The organism is Alteromonas sp. McT4-15, from assembly GCF_020515205.1.
Classification (GTDB): domain Bacteria; phylum Pseudomonadota; class Gammaproteobacteria; order Enterobacterales; family Alteromonadaceae; genus Alteromonas.
Window position 1 is genome coordinate 1 of record NZ_JAJALG010000049.1, and the last position, 19,070, is coordinate 19,070.

Annotated in this window: 16 protein-coding genes and 1 pseudogene; 8 read left to right on the forward strand and 9 right to left on the reverse strand. The window is 43.3% G+C overall.

Translation table 11 applies throughout. The features are described from left to right. Nucleotides 1–231 precede the first annotated feature (231 nt). Both LHL20_RS19505 and LHL20_RS19510 read left to right on the forward strand, forming a co-directional pair. On the forward strand, nucleotides 232–771 hold the full coding sequence (locus LHL20_RS19505) for a heme NO-binding domain-containing protein (protein ID WP_226434478.1): 540 nt from the start codon (nucleotides 232–234) through the stop codon (nucleotides 769–771). A 7-nt stretch (nucleotides 772–778) separates the two neighbouring features. Beyond that, entirely contained in the window at nucleotides 779–2,935 is a 2,157-nt protein-coding gene (locus tag LHL20_RS19510; protein WP_226434479.1) for a putative bifunctional diguanylate cyclase/phosphodiesterase, read from the forward strand. A gap of 109 nt (nucleotides 2,936–3,044) precedes the next feature. Here LHL20_RS19510 and LHL20_RS19515 read toward each other — a convergent pair whose 3' ends face one another. From LHL20_RS19515 to rpe, 8 genes are all read right to left on the reverse strand, one after another. Beyond that, nucleotides 3,045–3,851, reverse strand: coding sequence for a DUF1338 domain-containing protein (locus tag LHL20_RS19515; RefSeq protein ID WP_226434480.1), 807 nt, complete (start codon nucleotides 3,849–3,851; stop codon nucleotides 3,045–3,047). 98 nt (nucleotides 3,852–3,949) lie between these two features. Continuing rightward, complete coding sequence (gene astD, locus LHL20_RS19520; RefSeq protein ID WP_226434481.1) at nucleotides 3,950–5,419, reverse strand: succinylglutamate-semialdehyde dehydrogenase; 1,470 nt, start codon at nucleotides 5,417–5,419, stop codon at nucleotides 3,950–3,952. Nucleotides 5,420–5,433: 14 nt separating this feature from the next. Continuing rightward, a complete protein-coding gene (gene astA, locus LHL20_RS19525; protein WP_159627353.1) occupies nucleotides 5,434–6,471 on the reverse strand; it encodes an arginine N-succinyltransferase in 1,038 nt (345 codons plus the stop codon). Between the two features lie 20 nt (nucleotides 6,472–6,491). Beyond that, a complete protein-coding gene (locus tag LHL20_RS19530; RefSeq protein WP_202263306.1) occupies nucleotides 6,492–7,700 on the reverse strand; it encodes an aspartate aminotransferase family protein in 1,209 nt (402 codons plus the stop codon). 399 nt (nucleotides 7,701–8,099) lie between these two features. Next, the gene (locus tag LHL20_RS19535; protein WP_226434482.1) at nucleotides 8,100–9,263 is read right to left on the reverse strand and encodes an HDOD domain-containing protein; all 1,164 of its coding nucleotides are present in this window, start codon (nucleotides 9,261–9,263) and stop codon (nucleotides 8,100–8,102) included. Between the two features lie 189 nt (nucleotides 9,264–9,452). Then, nucleotides 9,453–10,046, reverse strand: a complete 594-nt coding sequence (locus LHL20_RS19540) for an anthranilate synthase component II (protein ID WP_226434483.1) — start codon at nucleotides 10,044–10,046, stop codon at nucleotides 9,453–9,455. 37 nt (nucleotides 10,047–10,083) lie between these two features. Beyond that, complete coding sequence (gene trpS / locus LHL20_RS19545; protein WP_226434484.1) at nucleotides 10,084–11,091, reverse strand: tryptophan--tRNA ligase; 1,008 nt, start codon at nucleotides 11,089–11,091, stop codon at nucleotides 10,084–10,086. A gap of 31 nt (nucleotides 11,092–11,122) precedes the next feature. After that, nucleotides 11,123–11,800 (reverse strand): ribulose-phosphate 3-epimerase, encoded by a 678-nt coding sequence (rpe, locus tag LHL20_RS19550; protein ID WP_226434485.1) that lies wholly within the window; start codon nucleotides 11,798–11,800, stop codon nucleotides 11,123–11,125. A 420-nt stretch (nucleotides 11,801–12,220) separates the two neighbouring features. On the opposite strand from rpe, the gene LHL20_RS19555 reads away from it, so the two are divergent. The 3 genes from LHL20_RS19555 to LHL20_RS19565 all read left to right on the forward strand — a co-directional run bounded on the left by LHL20_RS19555 (nucleotide 12,221) and on the right by LHL20_RS19565 (nucleotide 13,711). Further along, complete coding sequence (locus LHL20_RS19555; RefSeq protein WP_159627347.1) at nucleotides 12,221–12,949, forward strand: TorF family putative porin; 729 nt, start codon at nucleotides 12,221–12,223, stop codon at nucleotides 12,947–12,949. A 243-nt stretch (nucleotides 12,950–13,192) separates the two neighbouring features. Continuing rightward, on the forward strand, nucleotides 13,193–13,501 hold the full coding sequence (locus tag LHL20_RS19560; protein WP_159627346.1) for a hypothetical protein: 309 nt from the start codon (nucleotides 13,193–13,195) through the stop codon (nucleotides 13,499–13,501). Nucleotides 13,502–13,510: 9 nt separating this feature from the next. Beyond that, nucleotides 13,511–13,711 (forward strand): DUF2970 domain-containing protein, encoded by a 201-nt coding sequence (locus LHL20_RS19565; protein ID WP_159627345.1) that lies wholly within the window; start codon nucleotides 13,511–13,513, stop codon nucleotides 13,709–13,711. A gap of 11 nt (nucleotides 13,712–13,722) precedes the next feature. Here the strand turns inward: LHL20_RS19565 and LHL20_RS19570 are convergent. Beyond that, nucleotides 13,723–14,073 (reverse strand): annotated as a pseudogene (locus LHL20_RS19570) (DNA adenine methylase); the annotation flags it as partial. 155 nt (nucleotides 14,074–14,228) lie between these two features. On the opposite strand from LHL20_RS19570, the gene LHL20_RS19575 reads away from it, so the two are divergent. From LHL20_RS19575 to LHL20_RS19585, 3 genes are read left to right on the forward strand one after another with little or no spacing between them, the layout of a single operon-like run. Continuing rightward, nucleotides 14,229–15,488: a site-specific integrase gene (locus LHL20_RS19575; RefSeq protein ID WP_226434486.1), complete on the forward strand. Its 1,260-nt coding sequence runs from the start codon at nucleotides 14,229–14,231 to the stop codon at nucleotides 15,486–15,488. 1 nt (nucleotide 15,489) lies between these two features. Then, nucleotides 15,490–17,214 carry a hypothetical protein gene (locus LHL20_RS19580; RefSeq protein ID WP_226434487.1) on the forward strand — a complete coding sequence of 575 codons (1,725 nt, stop codon included), beginning with the start codon at nucleotides 15,490–15,492 and terminating at the stop codon, nucleotides 17,212–17,214. Further along, nucleotides 17,204–19,024 (forward strand): hypothetical protein, encoded by a 1,821-nt coding sequence (locus LHL20_RS19585; protein ID WP_226434488.1) that lies wholly within the window; start codon nucleotides 17,204–17,206, stop codon nucleotides 19,022–19,024. The genes LHL20_RS19580 and LHL20_RS19585 overlap by 11 nt, the downstream gene beginning before the upstream one ends. Nucleotides 19,025–19,070: the final 46 nt, after the last annotated feature.

Sequence of the window (19,070 nt, forward strand, 5' to 3'; positions counted from 1 at the left end):
CGAGAGGATAGGTTATATCCACGATGTGTTAAACCCAAACCAAGTAAGTACCCCGCCAAAAAGAAAAATGCCAGTCAGCTTAACTGACTGGCATTAGCCGATACAGGCGCTTTTTTTATGCGTATTGAAAAGCTTTTGTAGATTGACGAATGCTAATTTTACCAGAAAGTTTAAGTTGTTCTTATGCTTAGCTGGACTACACTCATAAAAGAAACTAAATGAGGAACGTACATGCTAGGCATAGTTTTTACATCGTTGATTGATATGCTGGAAGAAAAGGTGTCACCAGAGTTTGCTGACGATGTCATTGTTGAAGCAGAGCTAGAGAATGACGGAGCGTACACAGCGGTTGGTTACTACCCTTTTGAAGAAATGCAGCGCTTGCTCAGCGTTTTAGTGGAAAAAACAGGTAAATCGGCCAATGAACTCTTATACGATTTTGGCTATTACCTTTTTGGTAAGCTTGGTGCCGTGCACGGCGAAGTGCTCGCAAATGCCAATGGAATGTTAGATATGCTTGAGCATCTGGATGGTGATATCCATGTGCAAGTTAAGAAGTTATATCCCGATGCGGATCTTCCCCGATTTACGGTGCTTTCACGCACCGATAATGCAATGCGTCTTCAATACTACTCAGAGCGAGAACTTTTTTCTTTAGCCGAAGGGCTTATGGATGCTGCTGCCGACTTCTATGGGTGTAAATTAGCGCGGGAAACCTATCAGATAGATAAGCCTCATACTTACGAATTTAGCATTTCACTATTGCAGTAATACAGTTATGTCAGGCAAATCGACTTACACAGAAAAGCAATTTGCCGTTTTGCAAAGGCGGTTAAAGCGTGAACGTGTAGCGCGGGAGTCAGCGGAAGCTATTCTGACCCAAAAAAGTCTAGACATGTACAACATGCTACAGCAAAGCAAGCTTGCCCAGAAGAACCTCGAGCTTGCACTGTGGGCGTCACAAGAGTCATTTTGGAGTTGGCAAGCTGAAACGGATGTGATGGAAATCCGTTCTTTTTCGCTACATTCTGAAAGCGTTTCAACGTGGTCAGGTACGCTTATTCAGTTAATGCGGCGCGTGCATGAAGACGATATGGAGAATTTGCAGTTTCATTGGACCATGGCCCTGCACGGTAATCGCGAGCGCATTGAGTTTTCATTTCGCTTAAAACTAGATCGTGACTACCAGTGGGTACGTTTAAGGGGGCGCGTGCTTCGACGAGGATTAGCAGGAGAAGCACTTCATATTGTTGGTACCACAAAAGATATCACTCAACAGCGAAAAGCAGAACAATCGTTTCATTTGATGGCCTCTGCGTTTGCCAGTTCTAGAGAGCCTATGTTGGTACTGACTCCCAACTTGATAATAACGGAGTGCAATGAAGCGTTTATTGAGTTGCTAGGTGCAGGTACAAAAGAGCAATGTCTAGGCTTAAACTTCAACGAGCTATTAACCGAAGAGAAGGTTGATCAAACGCGGTTGGTGGACGAAAAGCAGGTTCGCTTCGAGTCGAAAGTTGTCACTCAAAAAGGTGAAGGCAAGGTGGTGGATGTTTCACTGGCGCTATTTGACACATTTCAGCAGGCCTCTTCCTACCTTATCGCGACAATGCGCGATATAAGCGATAAGAAACGCAGCGAAATTCGCTTGCGCCAACTGGCACTGCACGACGATTTAACCGGGCTTGCTAATCGAAACGCGTTGCGTGAAGCGGTGACAAAATATGCAAATGAATCGCAGCACTTTCTACTTGTTTTTGTTGATCTAGACGGTTTTAAAGCGATTAACGACAATGCGGGACACGAACGCGGTGATGCCGAGCTACAACGCATTGGTGCTTTACTCACGGGAATGTTCGGCCCAATTGGCGAAGTAGGACGATGGGGCGGTGATGAGTTCATTGTGGTATTGCCTGAACAAGATATTGATAGTGTTGTTGAAAAGTCACAGCAATTGATTAAGCAAATAGAAGAAGACGTTATCTACGCGAAAAACACGGAAATGCGCCTATCAGCAAGCATTGGGATAGCGCAGTACCCTGAGCATAGCGACAGCATAGAAAGCTTAATTCAATGCGCCGATGCGGCTATGTATCAAGCAAAAGAGCTTGGTAAAGGGCAAGCGTTTGTATACGAACCTGGGTTATATGAAAGTATGACTCAGCAAATTAGTATGGCCAATGACTTACGACGTGCTGTTGAAAATCACTTGCTCGATTTTTATATCCAAGGCAAGTATGCACCAAATGGTGAACTAAAAGGGGGCGAGGTACTGTGTCGATGGATATCAGGTTTGCACGGCGTGGTTTCTCCCACCGTTTTTATTCCGATAGCTGAAGAACAGAAACTCGACCGTGCCATAGGCTTGCAAGCGTTAGAGTCTGCTTGTGATTATATCTCTATTATGGAATCACAGCAGGGCGAGGCTATTCCAATGTCGGTAAACATCACTGCCAATCAGTTGCTAGACCCTAACTTTCCAGATGAAGCTGTGCGTATTTGTTCGTTAAGTCATGTTTCTCCTGAGTTTATTGAGCTGGAATTGACAGAATCGGTGTTTATTCGCGATGAAAAGCAGGCACTTCGTGCACTAACTGAACTGCGGGAGAGAGGGTTTAAGTTATCACTGGATGACTTTGGAACCGGATTTTCGTCGTTGAGCTATTTACGTAGTTTTCAATTTGAAGTAGTGAAAGTAGACAGAAGCTTGGTTCAAGGTATCCATAAAGACAGCAAGGCGAATGCATTGTTTTTAGGGTTAGTTTCGATGCTTAAAAGCCTGCAAATTGATGTGGTCGTTGAAGGTGTCGAACTTGAATCATACTTACCGCTTATTGAGCAAGCCGACGTGCATTTAATGCAAGGTTTTTATTTTGACAAACCTATGCCGTACGATCAGTTTCTTGCTCGTCACACTCACGACTCGTTGCGTTAAATCTGGACCGTGATGATTGCTAAAATAAGTTGGCACTCATTTGCTAAAAAAAAGCCCACACACTGTAATGACGTGAGTGGGCTTTTGTATGCTTAAGACCTAACGCGATTTATTTAACGTTAGTGCTTTCAAAGATCTTGTCTGCAGATGCGGCCACAAATCCTTGGTAACGCTCACCATTTGGCATATCGTAGCGCTGTGCAAATTCATAGAAGCAACTTGGAATTGATACCGTTTCGTCACTGAAGGCGACGTCAGCGCGATCAGCCATGGTCGACGATTGTGCTAAGAAAACGTCTGGACCACCTTTAATTTCGCCGCCTGATGTATTAAGCACAAAGCCTGCTTCTTTCAATAGGGTGTTAACGTCTTCAAGCTCGTTGGTACGAGTAAGATGGTTTACACTTACCGTAAAGTGGTTCGCACGGAATCCCCATGCCGCCATCCACGCCGCATATTCAGACTCGTTAAGCAAGGTATCATATTCTGCTTTTGTCACGTCCCAATGCTTGCCTGAGTACAAAAAGTTATCTGCTTCAACCACTTCAGCTGGCATTTGTTCGACCATTCTTTTGATAATGGCTTGCGCATCTTCTGATAGTTCGTTTACACGTAACTCACTGATAAATACTTTAGGCTTGGTATCGTCTGGATGTTCAAAATGCTTTGCCGTTAGCTTTTTGGCTTCAAAGTCATAGTCGCCTTTCGCTTCGTAGCCCAATGCAAGAAAATGTGCCGCGAGCTTGTCTAGACGCGTTTTATCAAGCGCAAATGTTCTAAACGCAACATGGTCGTTAACGATGTCGTTCGTGTTTTCTTCTCCAGCTAACAGCGCGTGAATTTTGTGCGCAGAAGGAGTGATAGTCACGTAATCGTCCCACATGTTGCTAAACAACGTATCGATGCTGCTATGCATAGTTGTAGGGTCCTTTCTGTCTTCTACTTTTTTAAGTAGGTTTGAATATGTAGGGTAATAATGTGGCTAACACTAAAGCAATGTTAGCCACAGTAGTTTTACATTGTTAAACCAGGGCTTAACGATCCAGGCATGGTAACTTTTTCAAGTTCCACAGAAGCGACTGGATAAGCACAGTAATCTGCCGCGTAGAATGCACTGGCGCGGTGGTTACCGCTATCGCCCACGCCACCAAATGGTGCGGCACTGCTGGCACCCGTAATTGGGCGGTTCCAGTTAACAATACCTGCGCGAATACGCGCAAAGAAATAGCGATAGTCTTCTTCGTTGTCGCCTAACAGACCCGCTGAAAGACCGAAGCTGGTATTGTTCGCTTCTTCAATGGCTGCGTCAAAGTCAGTATAACGAATGACTTTAAGTAGTGGGCCAAAGTGCTCTTCATCAGGTAACGAAGACAGCATGTCTGTCACATCGATAATACCCGGAGTTGCGAACCCTTTGTTCTCGTCTTTTTGTTCTAAGCGAACTAATACTTTACCGCCAAGGTTTTCTAGCTCTTGTTGAGCCTTTACCATTAGCGCAGCAGCATTACTTGAAATCATTGCACCCATAAACGGCTGATCTTCAGCGTCGTAATCGCCAACTTTGATGTTTTTGGTGACTTCAATTAAACGCGCAAGTATTGCGTCGCCTTGTGCGTCTGCAGGTAAAAACAGGCGACGTGCGCAAGTGCAGCGCTGACCTGAAGTAATAAATGCAGATTGCACGATATCATGTACCGCTGCATCAACATCTGCTACATCTTTAACGATTAGTGGGTTATTGCCACCCATTTCAAGGGCTAAAATTTTGCCGGGGTGACCTGCAAATTGTTCGTGCAAGATTTTACCCGTGCGCGAACTACCGGTGAAAAACAGGCCGTCGATGTCATTGTGAGAGGCAAGTGCTTTACCTGTTTCAACTTCACCCTGTACTAGGTTAAGCACGCCGGCTGGTAGACCTGCCGCGTCCCATAGTTTAACCATCTCTTGCGCAACCATTGGTGTTAGGTCGCTTGGCTTAAATACAACGGTATTGCCTGCAATCAGCGCAGGTACAATGTGCCCATTAGGAAGATGACCTGGGAAGTTGTAAGGACCAAATACCGCTACCACGCCATGTGGTTTATGGCGAATAAATGCTTTGCCCACAGGCATAGGGTTTTCAACATTACCGGTACGCTCAAAATACGCTTTTTCTGAGATGCCGATTTTACCCATCATGGCGCCCACTTCGGTGGCCGTTTCCCATTCAGGCTTGCCTGTTTCCTTAGCCATTACCTTGGTAAGGTGCGCTTTCGCTTCTTCAAGCTTAGTACCGTATACCTTGATGATTTTAAGGCGTTCTTCTACGGTTTTCATGCTCCATGCAGGTAGTGCGGCACGCGCTGCATTAATCGCATCGTCAATTTGGGTGGCAGTGGCAGACTTGCCTTCCCAAATTACTTCGTTTTTAGCTGGGTCAATTGACTTAAGGTCATGACCTTGTCCGGCAACCCATTCACCGTTTATAAAATGTGTATGTAGCATTGTGGGTGTCCTTATTAGTCTCTAAACGTTACAGGTGCAAAGCGAACTTCATCACCTTCTTTAACGTTAAGTGCCGCAGCAGCTTGGCGAGACAATACAGCAACGTTTTGCTCTTCGCTTACTGTCATCTCGGTGGCTACGGCGCGAAAATCAGAAATTGAGGTGTTGATTATATAATGCGTTTGGCCCTGAGCCGCTGCACTGTCATCAATAACCACCGGTAGTTTCAAACTCGATTGTGCCGTTCGAATATGGCTAAGGTTTGCTTCAACCGTCGGCCCTGCATCAAAAATGTCTACGTAACCGCGACATGAAAAGCCTTCTTCTTCAAGAAGCTGTAATGCGGGGCGTGTTTTCTCGTGCACCTCTCCAATCACATCTTGTGCTTCCTTACTGAGTAAGTTCACATAGATAGGATATTTAGGCATAAGCTCGGCAATAAATACCTTGTTGCCAATACCCGTTAAGTAATCAGCAGTTGGAAAATCCAACGAGAAGAAATGCGTTTCAAGCCATTCCCAAAATGGTGAGCGACCTTCTTCGTCACTTACACCACGCATTTCTGCAATAACGGTCTCAGAGAAACGCTCGCGGTGTTCCATCATGAACAAGAAGCGTACTTTTGATAGAAAGCGTCCGTTAATGCCGCCACGTGCCTGCTCGCGAAGGAACAATGTACAAATCTCTGTTACGCCAGTGTAATCGTTACAGAAAGTAAGGATATCCACTGTGTTATGGATGTTAAGCTCACGCGATGCATGTACCACTTTGCTCAAGTGGTAATGATAAAACGCATCATCTATGCCAACGGCAGCCTCAATACCTGTCGTACCGACCACCTGGCCGGTGGTGGTATCTTCCATTACAAACAAGTATGACTCATCGCCAGGCTCGGTAACGTTTGCTTTGTTAAACGCAGTCTCGGCACGATCAATTTTGCGTTGTAGTAACTCGTCGTTAACGGGCAAAGACGTAAAGCCTATGCCCGACTCGACAGCTATCTCTTTCAGCGCGTTATAATCAGCTTTTGTGATAGGGCGAATGATATTCATGTTCGCTACTCGTGTTGTAATTATTCGGCGTTTACAACGGCAGCTACCGCGCGTTCGAAGCGTGCAAGACCTTCTTTGATGTCTTCATCTGGAATTACCAGTGATGGCGCGAAACGAACAACGTTCATGCCAGCAACAAGACACATTAGATTCTCTTTTGTTGCCGCCATCATAAAGTCGCGTGCACGACCTTGATATTTTTCATTTAGCGCGCAACCAAGAAGCATCCCTTGACCACGAACTTCTTCAAAAACATTGTACTTATCGTTAATCGCACCAAGCAATTCACGGAACAGTGCTTCTTTCTTAAGAACACCTTCCATTACTTCTGGTGTGTTAACAATATCAAATGCTTTTTCTGCCACAGCACACGCTAGTGGGTTACCGCCGTATGTGCTTCCGTGTGTACCTGCCTTCAGATGCGCACCAATTTTAGTTGTGGTTAGCATTGCACCAATTGGGAAACCACCGCCAAGTGACTTAGCTGTAGTTAGAATATCTGGTGTTACACCAAGACCCATGTATGCATACAGGTGACCTGTACGGCCAACACCTGATTGTACTTCGTCAAAAATAAGTAGTGCGTTGTGTTTGTCACAAAGCTCGCGTACGCCTTTTACAAAGTCAGCATCTGGCGGAATGATACCGCCTTCACCTTGTAGCGGCTCCATCATTACCGCACAAGTTTTGTCAGAAATCATTGCTTCAAATGCAGCAAGGTCGTTGTAATCACAGTGATCTACTGCACCAGGCTTAGGACCGAAACCGTCAGAGTAAGCCGCTTGACCACCTACCGTTACGGTAAAGAATGTACGGCCATGGAAGCCTTTATTAAAAGCAATAATTTGGTTTTTCTCTTCGCCGAAATTATCTAATGCGAAGCGGCGCGCAAGTTTAAGTGCAGCTTCGTTTGCTTCTGCACCTGAGTTTGCAAAGTAAACTTTCTCTGCAAACGTCGCATCTGTCAGCTTCTTCGCAAGGCGAAGTGCTGGCTCATTAGTAAATACGTTACTTAAATGCCATAGCTTACTGCCTTGCTCGGTTAATGCTTTCACTAGCTCTGGGTGGCAGTGACCTAAAACGTTTACTGCAATACCGCCTGCAAAGTCGATGTACTCAGCACCATCTTGATCCCAAACACGCGAACCCTCACCACGAACGGGCACCATACCTGCCGGGTTATAGTTAGGAACCATTACATCATCAAATGTAGCGCGAGTTACGTTCATCTTTGTTACCTCTGCGTTGGGCGCCAAACACACAATGTGGTGTGCAGTTTGTTACTCTTATGACGAAAGCGTTTATTCTTTTCACAAGCAACAAAAGCTGACTTAGGCGCGTAAAAACTAATCGAAATTGGCTAACAGTATGCCATTTTTTTTAACATTTGTCTTCACTGTAAATGGCTGTAGCCCTTTATTTATAAGGACTGTGGCTTAATTTGCATTAAAAGTGAATAACTATTAAATACTGATATATAGCTTTTAGTGTTAACAAGGAATGCCAGTACGAGAAAGGCGTAAAGGTACATTGGGGGTCAGTGTATCCTTACAAAAATTCGCCTGATATTGAGTAAAAAGGTAGCACTCATTCGAATAATGAGTGCATGAATATCCAATAAAAATTTACTAATGATCTTCGTTTTTCACCAAAGGGAGAGTGAAAACGTCAATAGATTTTAACACTTCAAGGCTTCCAGCTGGGTATTTCTGCTCACTAAAAAGTGGTTTAATTTCTTTCATTTCAACCAGTTTGAGTTGATGCAGCATGCGCACTTGCGCATAAGTGCGAGCTTGATGAAGCGTTTTACTAAGCGTTTTTCGTTCCACTGGCGCATTGTCTGCACATAATCGCATAGCGTCAGCTAAGCGTAACCGTGTCATTTGCATATGCGCAAAAATGTCTGCGGTAACCGAGTCGGCAAACTCTTGCTGTAGTGCTATTAAGTGATTTGCAGAAGGTGTAATTTTAAGTAGCGCAGCGTGACGTTTCTGCTCTTTATCTTTTTGACATTCTTGTAGCAAATGCATTTGTATTTTGTCGAAAAGTTTAAAGTACAAACGAGTGACCGCACAGCGACCCAAATTGCTGAGTATACCCAGTGTATAGGCTTCATTCTTATTTAAGCCTGTTTCACCGGCCAAATGCTTTGCGGTTAGTGCAACGCCAGTGGCATAGGCTAGGTACTTTTGCTTTATTTGAGGGTATGGGTCGGTCACTTGAGGTAACGCACGCTTAAGAACGAAGTAGGGGATTAACAGCCTTAAGTTCTCTATGCCCAAGAAACTCAGTGCTGTTCTTAACGTTTCTACCACAATAATGCGCCCACGAGAGTCCTTGCGGCGAAAACGCGGAGTATTTACCACTGCAATGAGATCGTCATAAAGCCACGGCATGCTAGCGGCGATGGGTTCTAGCTTCGAAATAGTGCATGCCCTTACCGATAATGCATCGAGCAACTCACCCATATTTTCTGGTATGGAAAGGGTCGCTTGGCATAACTCGGCTGTGTGACTCAAATACTCAGTCATTTCTCCAAGGAGTATTTCATGTAGTTGATGATTTATACTCTCGACGTAACTCGCTTCTGATTTTTGTTGAAGCCGTTTGTTCTCGATAGCAACTTTTTCTACATGTAAGAGACGTCGGCGTGCATCGCCTTGCTCAGATTGCTCATAGGTGACTTCACCGACACGACGACGCCCAAGCATTTCAAAAACACGCTCAGGGGAGACAATCATATTTTCAAAACGATCATCGATTGTAGGTGGCATTGAAGCCCCAATCGTCATGTTAAAAACACTCCTACTCATTACTTTCTTTAAAACGGCAACACTATCGTACATGGGGCCTACTATTTCGCTAAACCCGGCGTGGGAAAAGTACCCTGCGGGTGGATTGATATGCCCCTGTTCTTATACTCAATCAAAAGTAAATGATAAAACAGGGAATTGCGAATAGGTTATCGGCCCAACCCGAATTTACTTAAGAGAAACCGCCGGCTGTCTTAAAAATGCATGCAAAACGTCGTGGCCATGTTGGGTTAACAATGATTCTGGGTGGTATTGTACACCCCAAATAGGATATTGGGTGTGTGAAATAGCCATAATTTCCCTTTGACCACAGGCGGTTTCGCACCAAGCGTCTACACGAAGTGTCGAAGGAAGTGTATTGGGTTCCAATACGAGTGAGTGGTAGCGAGTGACGTCGAAGCGTTCTGGAAGGCCGGCAAACAGTCCTTGATTTGTATGTTCAAGCGCAGATACTTTTCCATGCTTTATTTCCTTAGCGCCTACCACTTTTGCGCCAAATACCTGCCCAATTGCTTGGTGGCCGAGGCACACTCCCATAATAGGGAGCTTTCCAGCAAAATGTTGGATGGCAGCAAGGCTAATACCTGCTTCATTAGGTGTACAAGGGCCCGGAGAAATAACAAGCTGTGAGGGTGATAGGTGCTCAATATCGGCAAGTGATAACGCATTATTGCGTATCACTTCAACATCAGCACCTAGTTCTGTGTAGTACCGCGCCAGGTTATGCGTGAACGAATCAAAGTTGTCAATTAACAGCAACACAGCCGCGATAAACCTCTGTCATTACAATTGTGATGCGTTACGGCTTTGGAATAAACCCAACAGCGTCGTAGACCTTCTTAAGGGTTTGAGCGGCGCGCGCGCTGGCTTTTTCTGCACCTTGGCGCATGACTTCGTCAAGATAAGCGCGGTCTGCACGAATTTCGGCATAGCGCTGCTGAATTGGCTCTAAAAGCGAAACAACTGCTTCGGCCACATCACCTTTTAAATGACCGTACATTTTATCTGTGTACTCTGGCTCAAGCTCTTTCACAGATTTCCCGGTTGATAAAGACAGCAGCGTAAGCAAGTTAGAAACCCCAGGTTTTTCTGTTGGGTTAAAGTAGATGTTTGCTTGCTCGTCAGAGTCAGTGACTGCACGCTTTATCTTTTTAGTCAGCTTTTTAGGCTCTTCTAGAAGTCCAATGAAGTTATTAGGGTTGGTATCAGACTTTGACATCTTCTTTTCAGGCTCTTGCAAGCTCATGATGCGAGCACCAAAATCTGGAATGTAAGGATCAGGTAGGCGGAATACATCACCGTACAAATTATTCACGCGTGTAGCAATGTCACGAGTAAGTTCAAGGTGCTGTTTCTGGTCTTCTCCTACTGGTACTTTATCCGCTTGGTAAAGCAAAATATCAGCAGCTTGCAAAACCGGATAGCTGTATAAGCCTACGTTAATATTGTTTTCGTTTTTCGCCGACTTGTCTTTGAATTGGGTCATGCGGTTAAGCTCGCCCATTTGTGCATAGCAGTTCAGTACCCATGAGAGCTGTGCATGCTCAGGTACATGCGATTGCATAAAAATAGTGCTTTTTTGCGGGTCGATACCACAGGCAAGGTAAAGTGCTAAACCGTCAAGGCAGGCTTCGCCGAGTAATTTAGGATCTTGTCTTACAGTAATTGCATGAAGATCTACAATCATATAAAGACAATCGTGATCGTCTTGCATGGAAACCCACTGTTTAAGTGCACCCATATAGTTGCCAAGGGTAAGTTGTCCAGAAGGCTGACAGCCACTTAATACAACGGGTTTATTACTCATTTGTCTTTACCTGTATTACGTTTTTAAAATGTTATGCTTTTGATAATGCCGCGAGTTCGTGGCGCATTTGGCCAATAACGTCGCTATAGTCATCTTGAGAAAAAATGGCTGAGCCTGCTACAAACATGTCTGCACCCGCTTCAGCTATGTCGCGAATGTTATCTACTTTTACGCCACCGTCAATTTCTATTCGAATGTCGTAGCCACTTTCTTTAACTCGCTGTTTAACGGCTCGCACTTTATCGAGGGTACTGGGAATAAACTTCTGCCCGCCGAATCCTGGGTTAACCGACATTATTAGGATGTGGTGTAGCTTATCCATAACGTGATCAAGGTAATGCAGCGGCGTAGCAGGGTTAAATACCAAACCTGGCTGGCAACCAGAATCAATAATTAGCTGAAGTGAACGATCTATATGTTCAGATGCCTCTGGGTGAAAGCTGATATAGCTCGCACCAGCCTTAGCAAATTTTTCAATGAGATCATCGACGGGCTTCACCATCAAGTGAACGTCGATTGGCGCACTTATTCCATAGTTGCGCAGTGCTTCACAAATCATTGGCCCAAAGGTGAGGTTGGGCACATAGTGGTTATCCATGACATCAAAGTGCACCACATCTGCACCCGCTTTTAATACTGCTTCTACGTCTTCGCCCAGTCGAGCAAAGTCGGCTGACAATATGGAAGGGGCTATCAAAAATGGTTTCATGGTGCATCCTTTAAGTGAACATCCAAATGCGTTGCCCGATAGAACCTTGAACAAGCTCAACGAGTTGCAAACGCGTGAATTCAGAGAAAGTTTACCCAAAAGCGCATCTGTTTACTACGTATTGCAATAAACAGTCTGTCGATGCGCACTAAATCAGTCGCAAATACCCACAATACACTGCCCAATTTTGGTGAGGTCGCGTTAAGTTGGTGCATGTTTATTCAGTTTGTTTGCATGTGTATTTGCTTGTTGTGATTTTTTCGTAAAATTAAATTCATATAATTCAATTGTTTATTGGTTTATTTTGCGTTTTTTAAGATGAACCATAAATGGGCATTAAGTTTGCGTTATCCAGTCCAAAAATAAGAAGACAGAAAAACAAATTACAACAACAAATTTGAATTTCACTGGAGAACACACATGAAAACATCTACAAAAAGAACATTACTTGCCGCTGCTATCTCTTCAGCGTGTCTATTAACTGCGATGCCAAGCTATGCTGAAGGCGAGTTCACTGCGAACGCAGGCGTGAGCAGCAACTACATTTGGCGTGGTCTTACACAAACCACTAACGAAGCTGCTGTTCAAGGTGGTATTGATTACGCGCACGAAAGTGGCTTCTATGCGGGTACTTGGGCGTCTAACGTAAACTACGGTGCGGGTGATGTGTACTCATACGAGCACGATATGTATTTCGGTTTTTCTGGTGAGTCAGACGGTGTTGCCTACGACTTCGGTTACCTTTACTACAACTACGACGACGAAGCTAACTTCGATTTTGCTGAAGTATACGGTAGCGTTGGTATGGGTGGATTGAGCCTTACCGTTTATCTACTAGCACACACAGAAGCTGATGAAGGCGAAGGCCAAGACTTTGGCTTCGCGCAAGCGTCTTATACTTCACTTGATTATGCGTTTGAAGTACTTAATGGCACAGAGTTAGGTTTACACGTAGGCTATCACGAAGGTGACTTTGCAGAAGCGTTCAACGGTGTAGAAGGCTACGTTGATTATGGTATTTCACTGTCTAAAGATGGCTTTAGTTTCGCTATTACAGGTACCGATCTAGACGATATGGGTGGTGAAGACGAATTTGATAACGACGCAGTGAAATTCACTGTGGGTTACTCGATGGATTTCCAACTGTAATTGTGAGTTAGTGTTGGGCCAAGGTAGGCCCAATGAACGTTGAGTTAAAAGCCTAATGCTGTCATTAGGCTTTTTATATTGTGCTTTAAAAATAAGGTTTCGCAGTATTGGTGTTAGCAAAAGCTTACAGTGTAGAAAACGTATTTTTGAGCACTTACTTATTTTAGTAACAATAGTCTTGTTCCAACGTTTGATTTGATTATAATGAGATTAATTTTTAAACGAGTGCTAGGAGTATTCAGGATGAAAGTTCTCCCTTTTTTTGCAGTGTGCGGTAGCGCCGCGTTACTTAGTGTAGCGTTGTCGTCTGCGCCTCAATCGCGCTCGTCTGTCTGTAACTATCAACCTGTTACCGAGTTTAATCCTAAACTTCCGGCAAGCCACATTCAAAATCAATGTGCCCGTCATAAAGATGGCGTTGAAGAGGTAAGTTGGTTTTCTTGGATAGCAGGCAAGTCGCCGTCATTTCAGTTTCACTTTCTGGACCTACTCGAACTGCTGCACAGTGATGATGGCAGCGTTGATTTCTCTTCTTCGCCTAACGACGCTTAAGGTGTGATTATGCAATCTGGTACTGGTTTTTGGTCAGTTCTGGGGAGTGTAATTGCTAGTCTGTTTGGTGTTCAAAGTCACAAAAATTACGAACGAGACTTCACAAAAGGCACCTTTATTAGTTTTGCAATTATTGGCGTTGTGCTAGTAATTACCTTTGTGGTTTTGCTGTTTATGTTTGTGAAGTGGTACAGCGGCTACAGTGCTTAATCAAACCGCGCTTATATAGAGGGCACCACTACAGGTGACTTCGTTTTTCTTTTTCTCACTTTCGCTTTAGGCAGCACCTTCGCTGGCGGAAAGTAAGCCAATATCTCATCTACAGGTTGTCGCTTAGCACCATTTTGGCTAATTGAACGCTTAACTGAAAGCATGCTGAAATCAGCGCCATGATAAAGTGAACGTGTTAGCGGCAAGTCGTGATTGGAAATCAGCACTGGAATACCGCGCTTTTTAGAGGCTCGGGTTGCAAGTTCTGCTAGCTTTTCTTGAGAATCTTGTCCAAAGCTGCGAGCCGCGTAACTCGTAAAAGCAGCCGTTTTACTAATAGGTGCATAAGGCGGATCGCAATATTAGTTCTATGAAATATTCTGTAAAGAATCATGAAACAATCACCAACATTCATGAACACGATAAATATCCAATTAAGATCGTATCATTTTTTTTGACGCACTAGCCATTTCTCCTACACTTTCATTAAGCTTCAAGTAGTTGAGGGAAACTTGTAATGGACTATGGTGTGAAACCATATCGAGATTTCGATAACAAACTTTGCTGCGACTTAATTGATTTCGAATTCGATTTACCAAGATGTTTTTGGTTGACAGCTTATTTGCGTGATTTTGACGTGTTTAGAACTGCACTTTCTTACGCTTACCAAGCGAAGTATAACTTCGAATATTTTGATGTAAGAGGTATTGACCTCATTGAGCGGGTTAGGTCAGGAACTTTCTTTACCAAAGTCGAGCTTCAGGATTATCTAACCCATTGCCTTTATCGGGTGGGGCATACACCAGAATCTGATAGTCACATCATTAGCATAAAGCGACTTAATACAAAGAGTCTTGATAACCTCATTCATGCAACACGTTTCTCGCTTACTCGCGTCGCTAGTAGTACAACGAAATTTCGTATTAAGGCACTCATTAGCTTTCTCTCGTTCCTGTATGAAAACATTCATTCAGGAAAGAAGGTGTCGCGAGAGATTGAGGCGCGCTACAAAGACTGTAAGGAAAGGCTGTCACGCTTTGCCAGAAAGGTGAAGAATGATAATGCAGATGTAAAAGATCAATTCGAGCAAGCAATACCAACAGAAGTTTATTTCAGGTTACTGGAGATCATAAAACCTCATCATCAGGACAACCCGTGGTCCAAAAATTCTCGGTTTAGAAATCACATAATTGTGCAGCTATTAATCGAAACTGGTATTCGTGTTGGAGCTGCGTGCAAGCTAAAAATCAGTGACCTAGTCGCGGATAAAACGCCTCGCATAAAAATAACACGCACACCACATGACCCGACAGATACACGTGCGCGGCCTCCAGCTCAAAAAACCAAAGCACATGTATCTGCTCTTAGTCCAGGACTTATGCAAAGATTGTTACTCTACATAGTTACAGACCGCGCTAAATATCCTGAATCGGTCAATCATGACTTTATATTTGTATCAGAAAAGGGAAAGACAGCGGGACAACCTATAGCCATTCAAAGTGTGAATTACTTATTTACACAACTATCGAAATCGATTGATTTTCGGGTTTATCCGCATTTAATGAGGCATAAATTTCAGGAGATATTTGAAGATGCAGGTGTAGCAATGGGGCTTTCAGCTGAAGGAATCAATGATTTACGCAGATTCGCTTCGGGTTGGGTAAACAACTCGGATATGGTCGAGTTGTACAATGAGCACAAAATCGCTGTGGCAGCTTACGAAATTTCTAGGAATGCACAGAAGTTTATATTAGGTAACGTAAAGGAGCTTAGTTGATATGAATAGCTGTTTTCTGAACGAAGTTAACCTCAACCAATTGACGATTGAGCTCTTACCAAGCTATTTCAGAAAGTACGAGTTACAACGAATATATACAGCTAGGAATCAAGCTTGGAAATTCGACATTCTAAGTGATGATTGGCAATTGGGAACCAAATTTATACTTCGCCTCGATAAGATGAATAAGTTCGATATTCCTATGCAAACTTGGGTAGCGTTGAGAATCATTCTTGCAGATTGTGCGGAAAATTTAGCTTCATCGACCGTGAAATTAATAAGAGACAGTTTCTTCCACATTGAAAATGGGTGGCGCGACATTAGTCGTTTTCAGGCAGCTTTCCACATGGCGAATGATGGAAAAAAGAGGCGATTAATAAGTGTTTTTAGGAAACTTGAGAAAAGTGCTCTTACGGAGTTACATCCGGTAAAGTCTCATTTTAATAAAGTTATTCAGTTTTTAAACACTCAAGAATATCCGAATCCCAAGGAAAGGTTGAAAGGCGTATTTGATCCTGAAAAAGGTGTGTATACCGACGAAGAGATGAGTGAGATTCAGAAAAAATTAAGGCTCAGAGTTAGCGACGTACTTTGTAAACTGGACAAGGACGTTGTGCCATCACTTAACTTATTTTCTGAGTTCGGCCAACTTATCAGCTTACTAATGTTAATCACAATCTATCGACGGCCAGTGCAGCTTGCGATGTTAAAATGGTCGGACTTACTGCCTGTTGGTGTTAGCTTTAAAGATCATCGATATGCTGGTAAATCGGCATTACCCGAAATAGAAACAGGGTTTACTGATGTAGCCCTGTTACATCTTCGAACCTTCAAAGCCAAAAGAGGTTTTGGTTTTCGAGAGTCTGCGGAAACACGCTCTCACCGGCTGGAACCTGAATTTTGTAATCTAATTGGTATATATAGATATTTCTACCAGCTTTTGGTAATTGATAGTCTGGATAGGCAAGGTATCCATCTTTCTAAAAGTGAGCTTAACGATATATTCTATCGATGTCCGTTGTACCCAAGCAGAGATTTGTTTACAACGCAATACAAGACAAAGCGAAATCTGTTTTCGCTGTTAGGGTATCAGTCTGATGTGATGCACTTATCTTCACATCTATTGCTTAAACATCTTAAAAGAAGTTCAAAGAGATTAAGACTATCAAGCACTCGCATCGATAGCTTCAATATTTCCAATAATCGTTCACGGCATACAGTAATTACCAACGCTATTGAGCGTGGCCTGAGTACAGTCCAGGCCGCCGCCATAACTGGCGTAACATCTAGCGTGATAAAAGAATATCTGCAGTTAGATATGAAAGGTCGCGTGGCTATAAATAAAGCATTGGCCAGTCAGCGGGTTCTCAGTCAGTTCGCTCGCATGAGTCTAACTGAGCTGAAACTCATCGATGGTTTTGTAGTAAAGAATGAGTTTGATGAAATTCAAGGGACATTGAAAAGCAATAAAGTTTGCAATACCTGTCAATCCAATATCTGTAAGCCCATCGGTTGCTATGGTTGCGACAATTTCCGACCATTCTTGGATGCTGACCATGAATCAAATCTTAATGTTATTGAGCAAAGAATTACTTTTAATGAGAAATCAAGCCCAGACAAGCAAACGCTTAAAAAGCTACAAAGTAGTCTCTTTTATTGTAAAGCAACTATAAGTCTAATCAGAGAAATAAAGTTGAATGAGGTTGGGATACGTCATGTTGATTAATCCATATTTAACCCGTATTCGAACATTTGTTGATAGTGTAATGCTGGAAACAGATATTTCTCACATGCGTGGGCCATACAAGGTTGGAGAAGTACCACCTGTTGCCACATGGCGGGACAAAGCTTGGCAATATGAGGATAAAAACGGAAAGAAAGCGAATTTTTACTACGCCCTAAATACTACTGGGCAGACTAGAATAAGCACAATCGACAAACATGAACTTATGGATGCCCCTTGGCATGAACTGCTGAAAGCCTACACGTTAAGCATAGCTACAAAAAATTTAGGAGCATATAACAAGCGTAAAAAGATCAGCATAGCGCGAGAATTAATTACTGACTCGGAGTTATTTACAACATTTGCAAAAGACTCTGTGACCAAATATTGGATGAAGGTAGGTTTCAGTAGAAACCTAGGGTTGCTTCAAAGTTTTATACGATGGCTAAAAGTTAACGAACTTATCCCGCTAACTGTGGAGTTGCCAAGAGATGTTAGGGAGACAAGAAACGGCGCAGAGGAATTGAAGGCAAATCAATCAAAATTACCCGACCAAAAGGCTGTCATGGCAATGGGGGCCATTCAGCATAAAGCTATTCCGTGGGATAAATCTGCATGGAATACAACTCACCCATTGGACAACCAACGTGATGCTTTTGTTTGCTTGATGTTTGCGTTATCGCTTTCCTCACCAAATCGCGTCCATGCAGAGCAAACAGTGCTCAATCAACAATCCCTAAAAACTAAAACCGAAAATATTGATGGCAAGATAGAAAAGGCACATTATCTCGACTGGTCTGGATCAAAAGGATTTACTGATAATAAAAATCATATTGCAGAGGGGATGGCTCCTGTTATTAGCCTTGCCCTAGATTATATGGAGGTAGTAACTGCGCCCAATCGAGTTCTAGCTAGGTTCTATAAGAATCCGTCTGCGCCACTGAAAGATGTTTTACGGGACTTTCAAGTTGAAAATTCAAATTGGCAGGACGTAACTCCTGACCTCGAGAAGCCTATCAGCCTATTTTCACTCGGCTATTTGTTGGGACTTTATGATCGCACAAAAGTAAAAAAAGTGAGAGTCGAAAAGGGGACAAGAGGCGCACGAAAAGAAGGGAAGTTTCATGTGAAGCTAATTGCAGAATTGCAGTTAGGCGACAAGGTAAGTGTCAATGGAGTACAGCTAGCGAGACTACTTGCTCAACAGGGAAAAAGAACAAACCTGTCAAAGGAACTCGATATTCAAGGCGTTATGAGTGTTAACGAGATCCAAAATCGGTGGATTGCACACCTGAAAAAACAGTATTTATCGTTTCCGGTAGTGCGTAATGAATCAAACGAGGGTTGTTGTGATATTGAACATAGATTATTTGCTTTGAATTCCTGCCAGTTAGGCTTGATAGGGATGAGTGGTGGAAATGATTACAAGGGGTCTAATTCTCCCTTTTCGATTATATCTCCAATTACAATGGGCAAATGTTACAGCAACGATATATCAGGGACAGGCAATAACAACAATACAATATTTACTAGGCATGGATTCTCTCAAGAGTTCCGTATCGCACCGCATCAGATGCGACATTATCTAACTGATATAGTGGACAAAGGCGGCTTGCCTATTGCTGTTAATAATATGTGGGGTGGTAGAAAAAGTCCTTCACAAATTATCCATTATGTTCATTCAACTGATGACGAAAAGGCATCCGTAATTGCAGATATTCTTTACAAGGAAGATAGTAAAAACAAAGATGAGTTAAGGGGTGCATGTTCCGGCCCATTCCGATCACCCATTTCGGTTCAATCCGATCAGTGATTTCGGTCTAATCCGATCGCTTATTTCGGCGTTATCCGATCAAAAA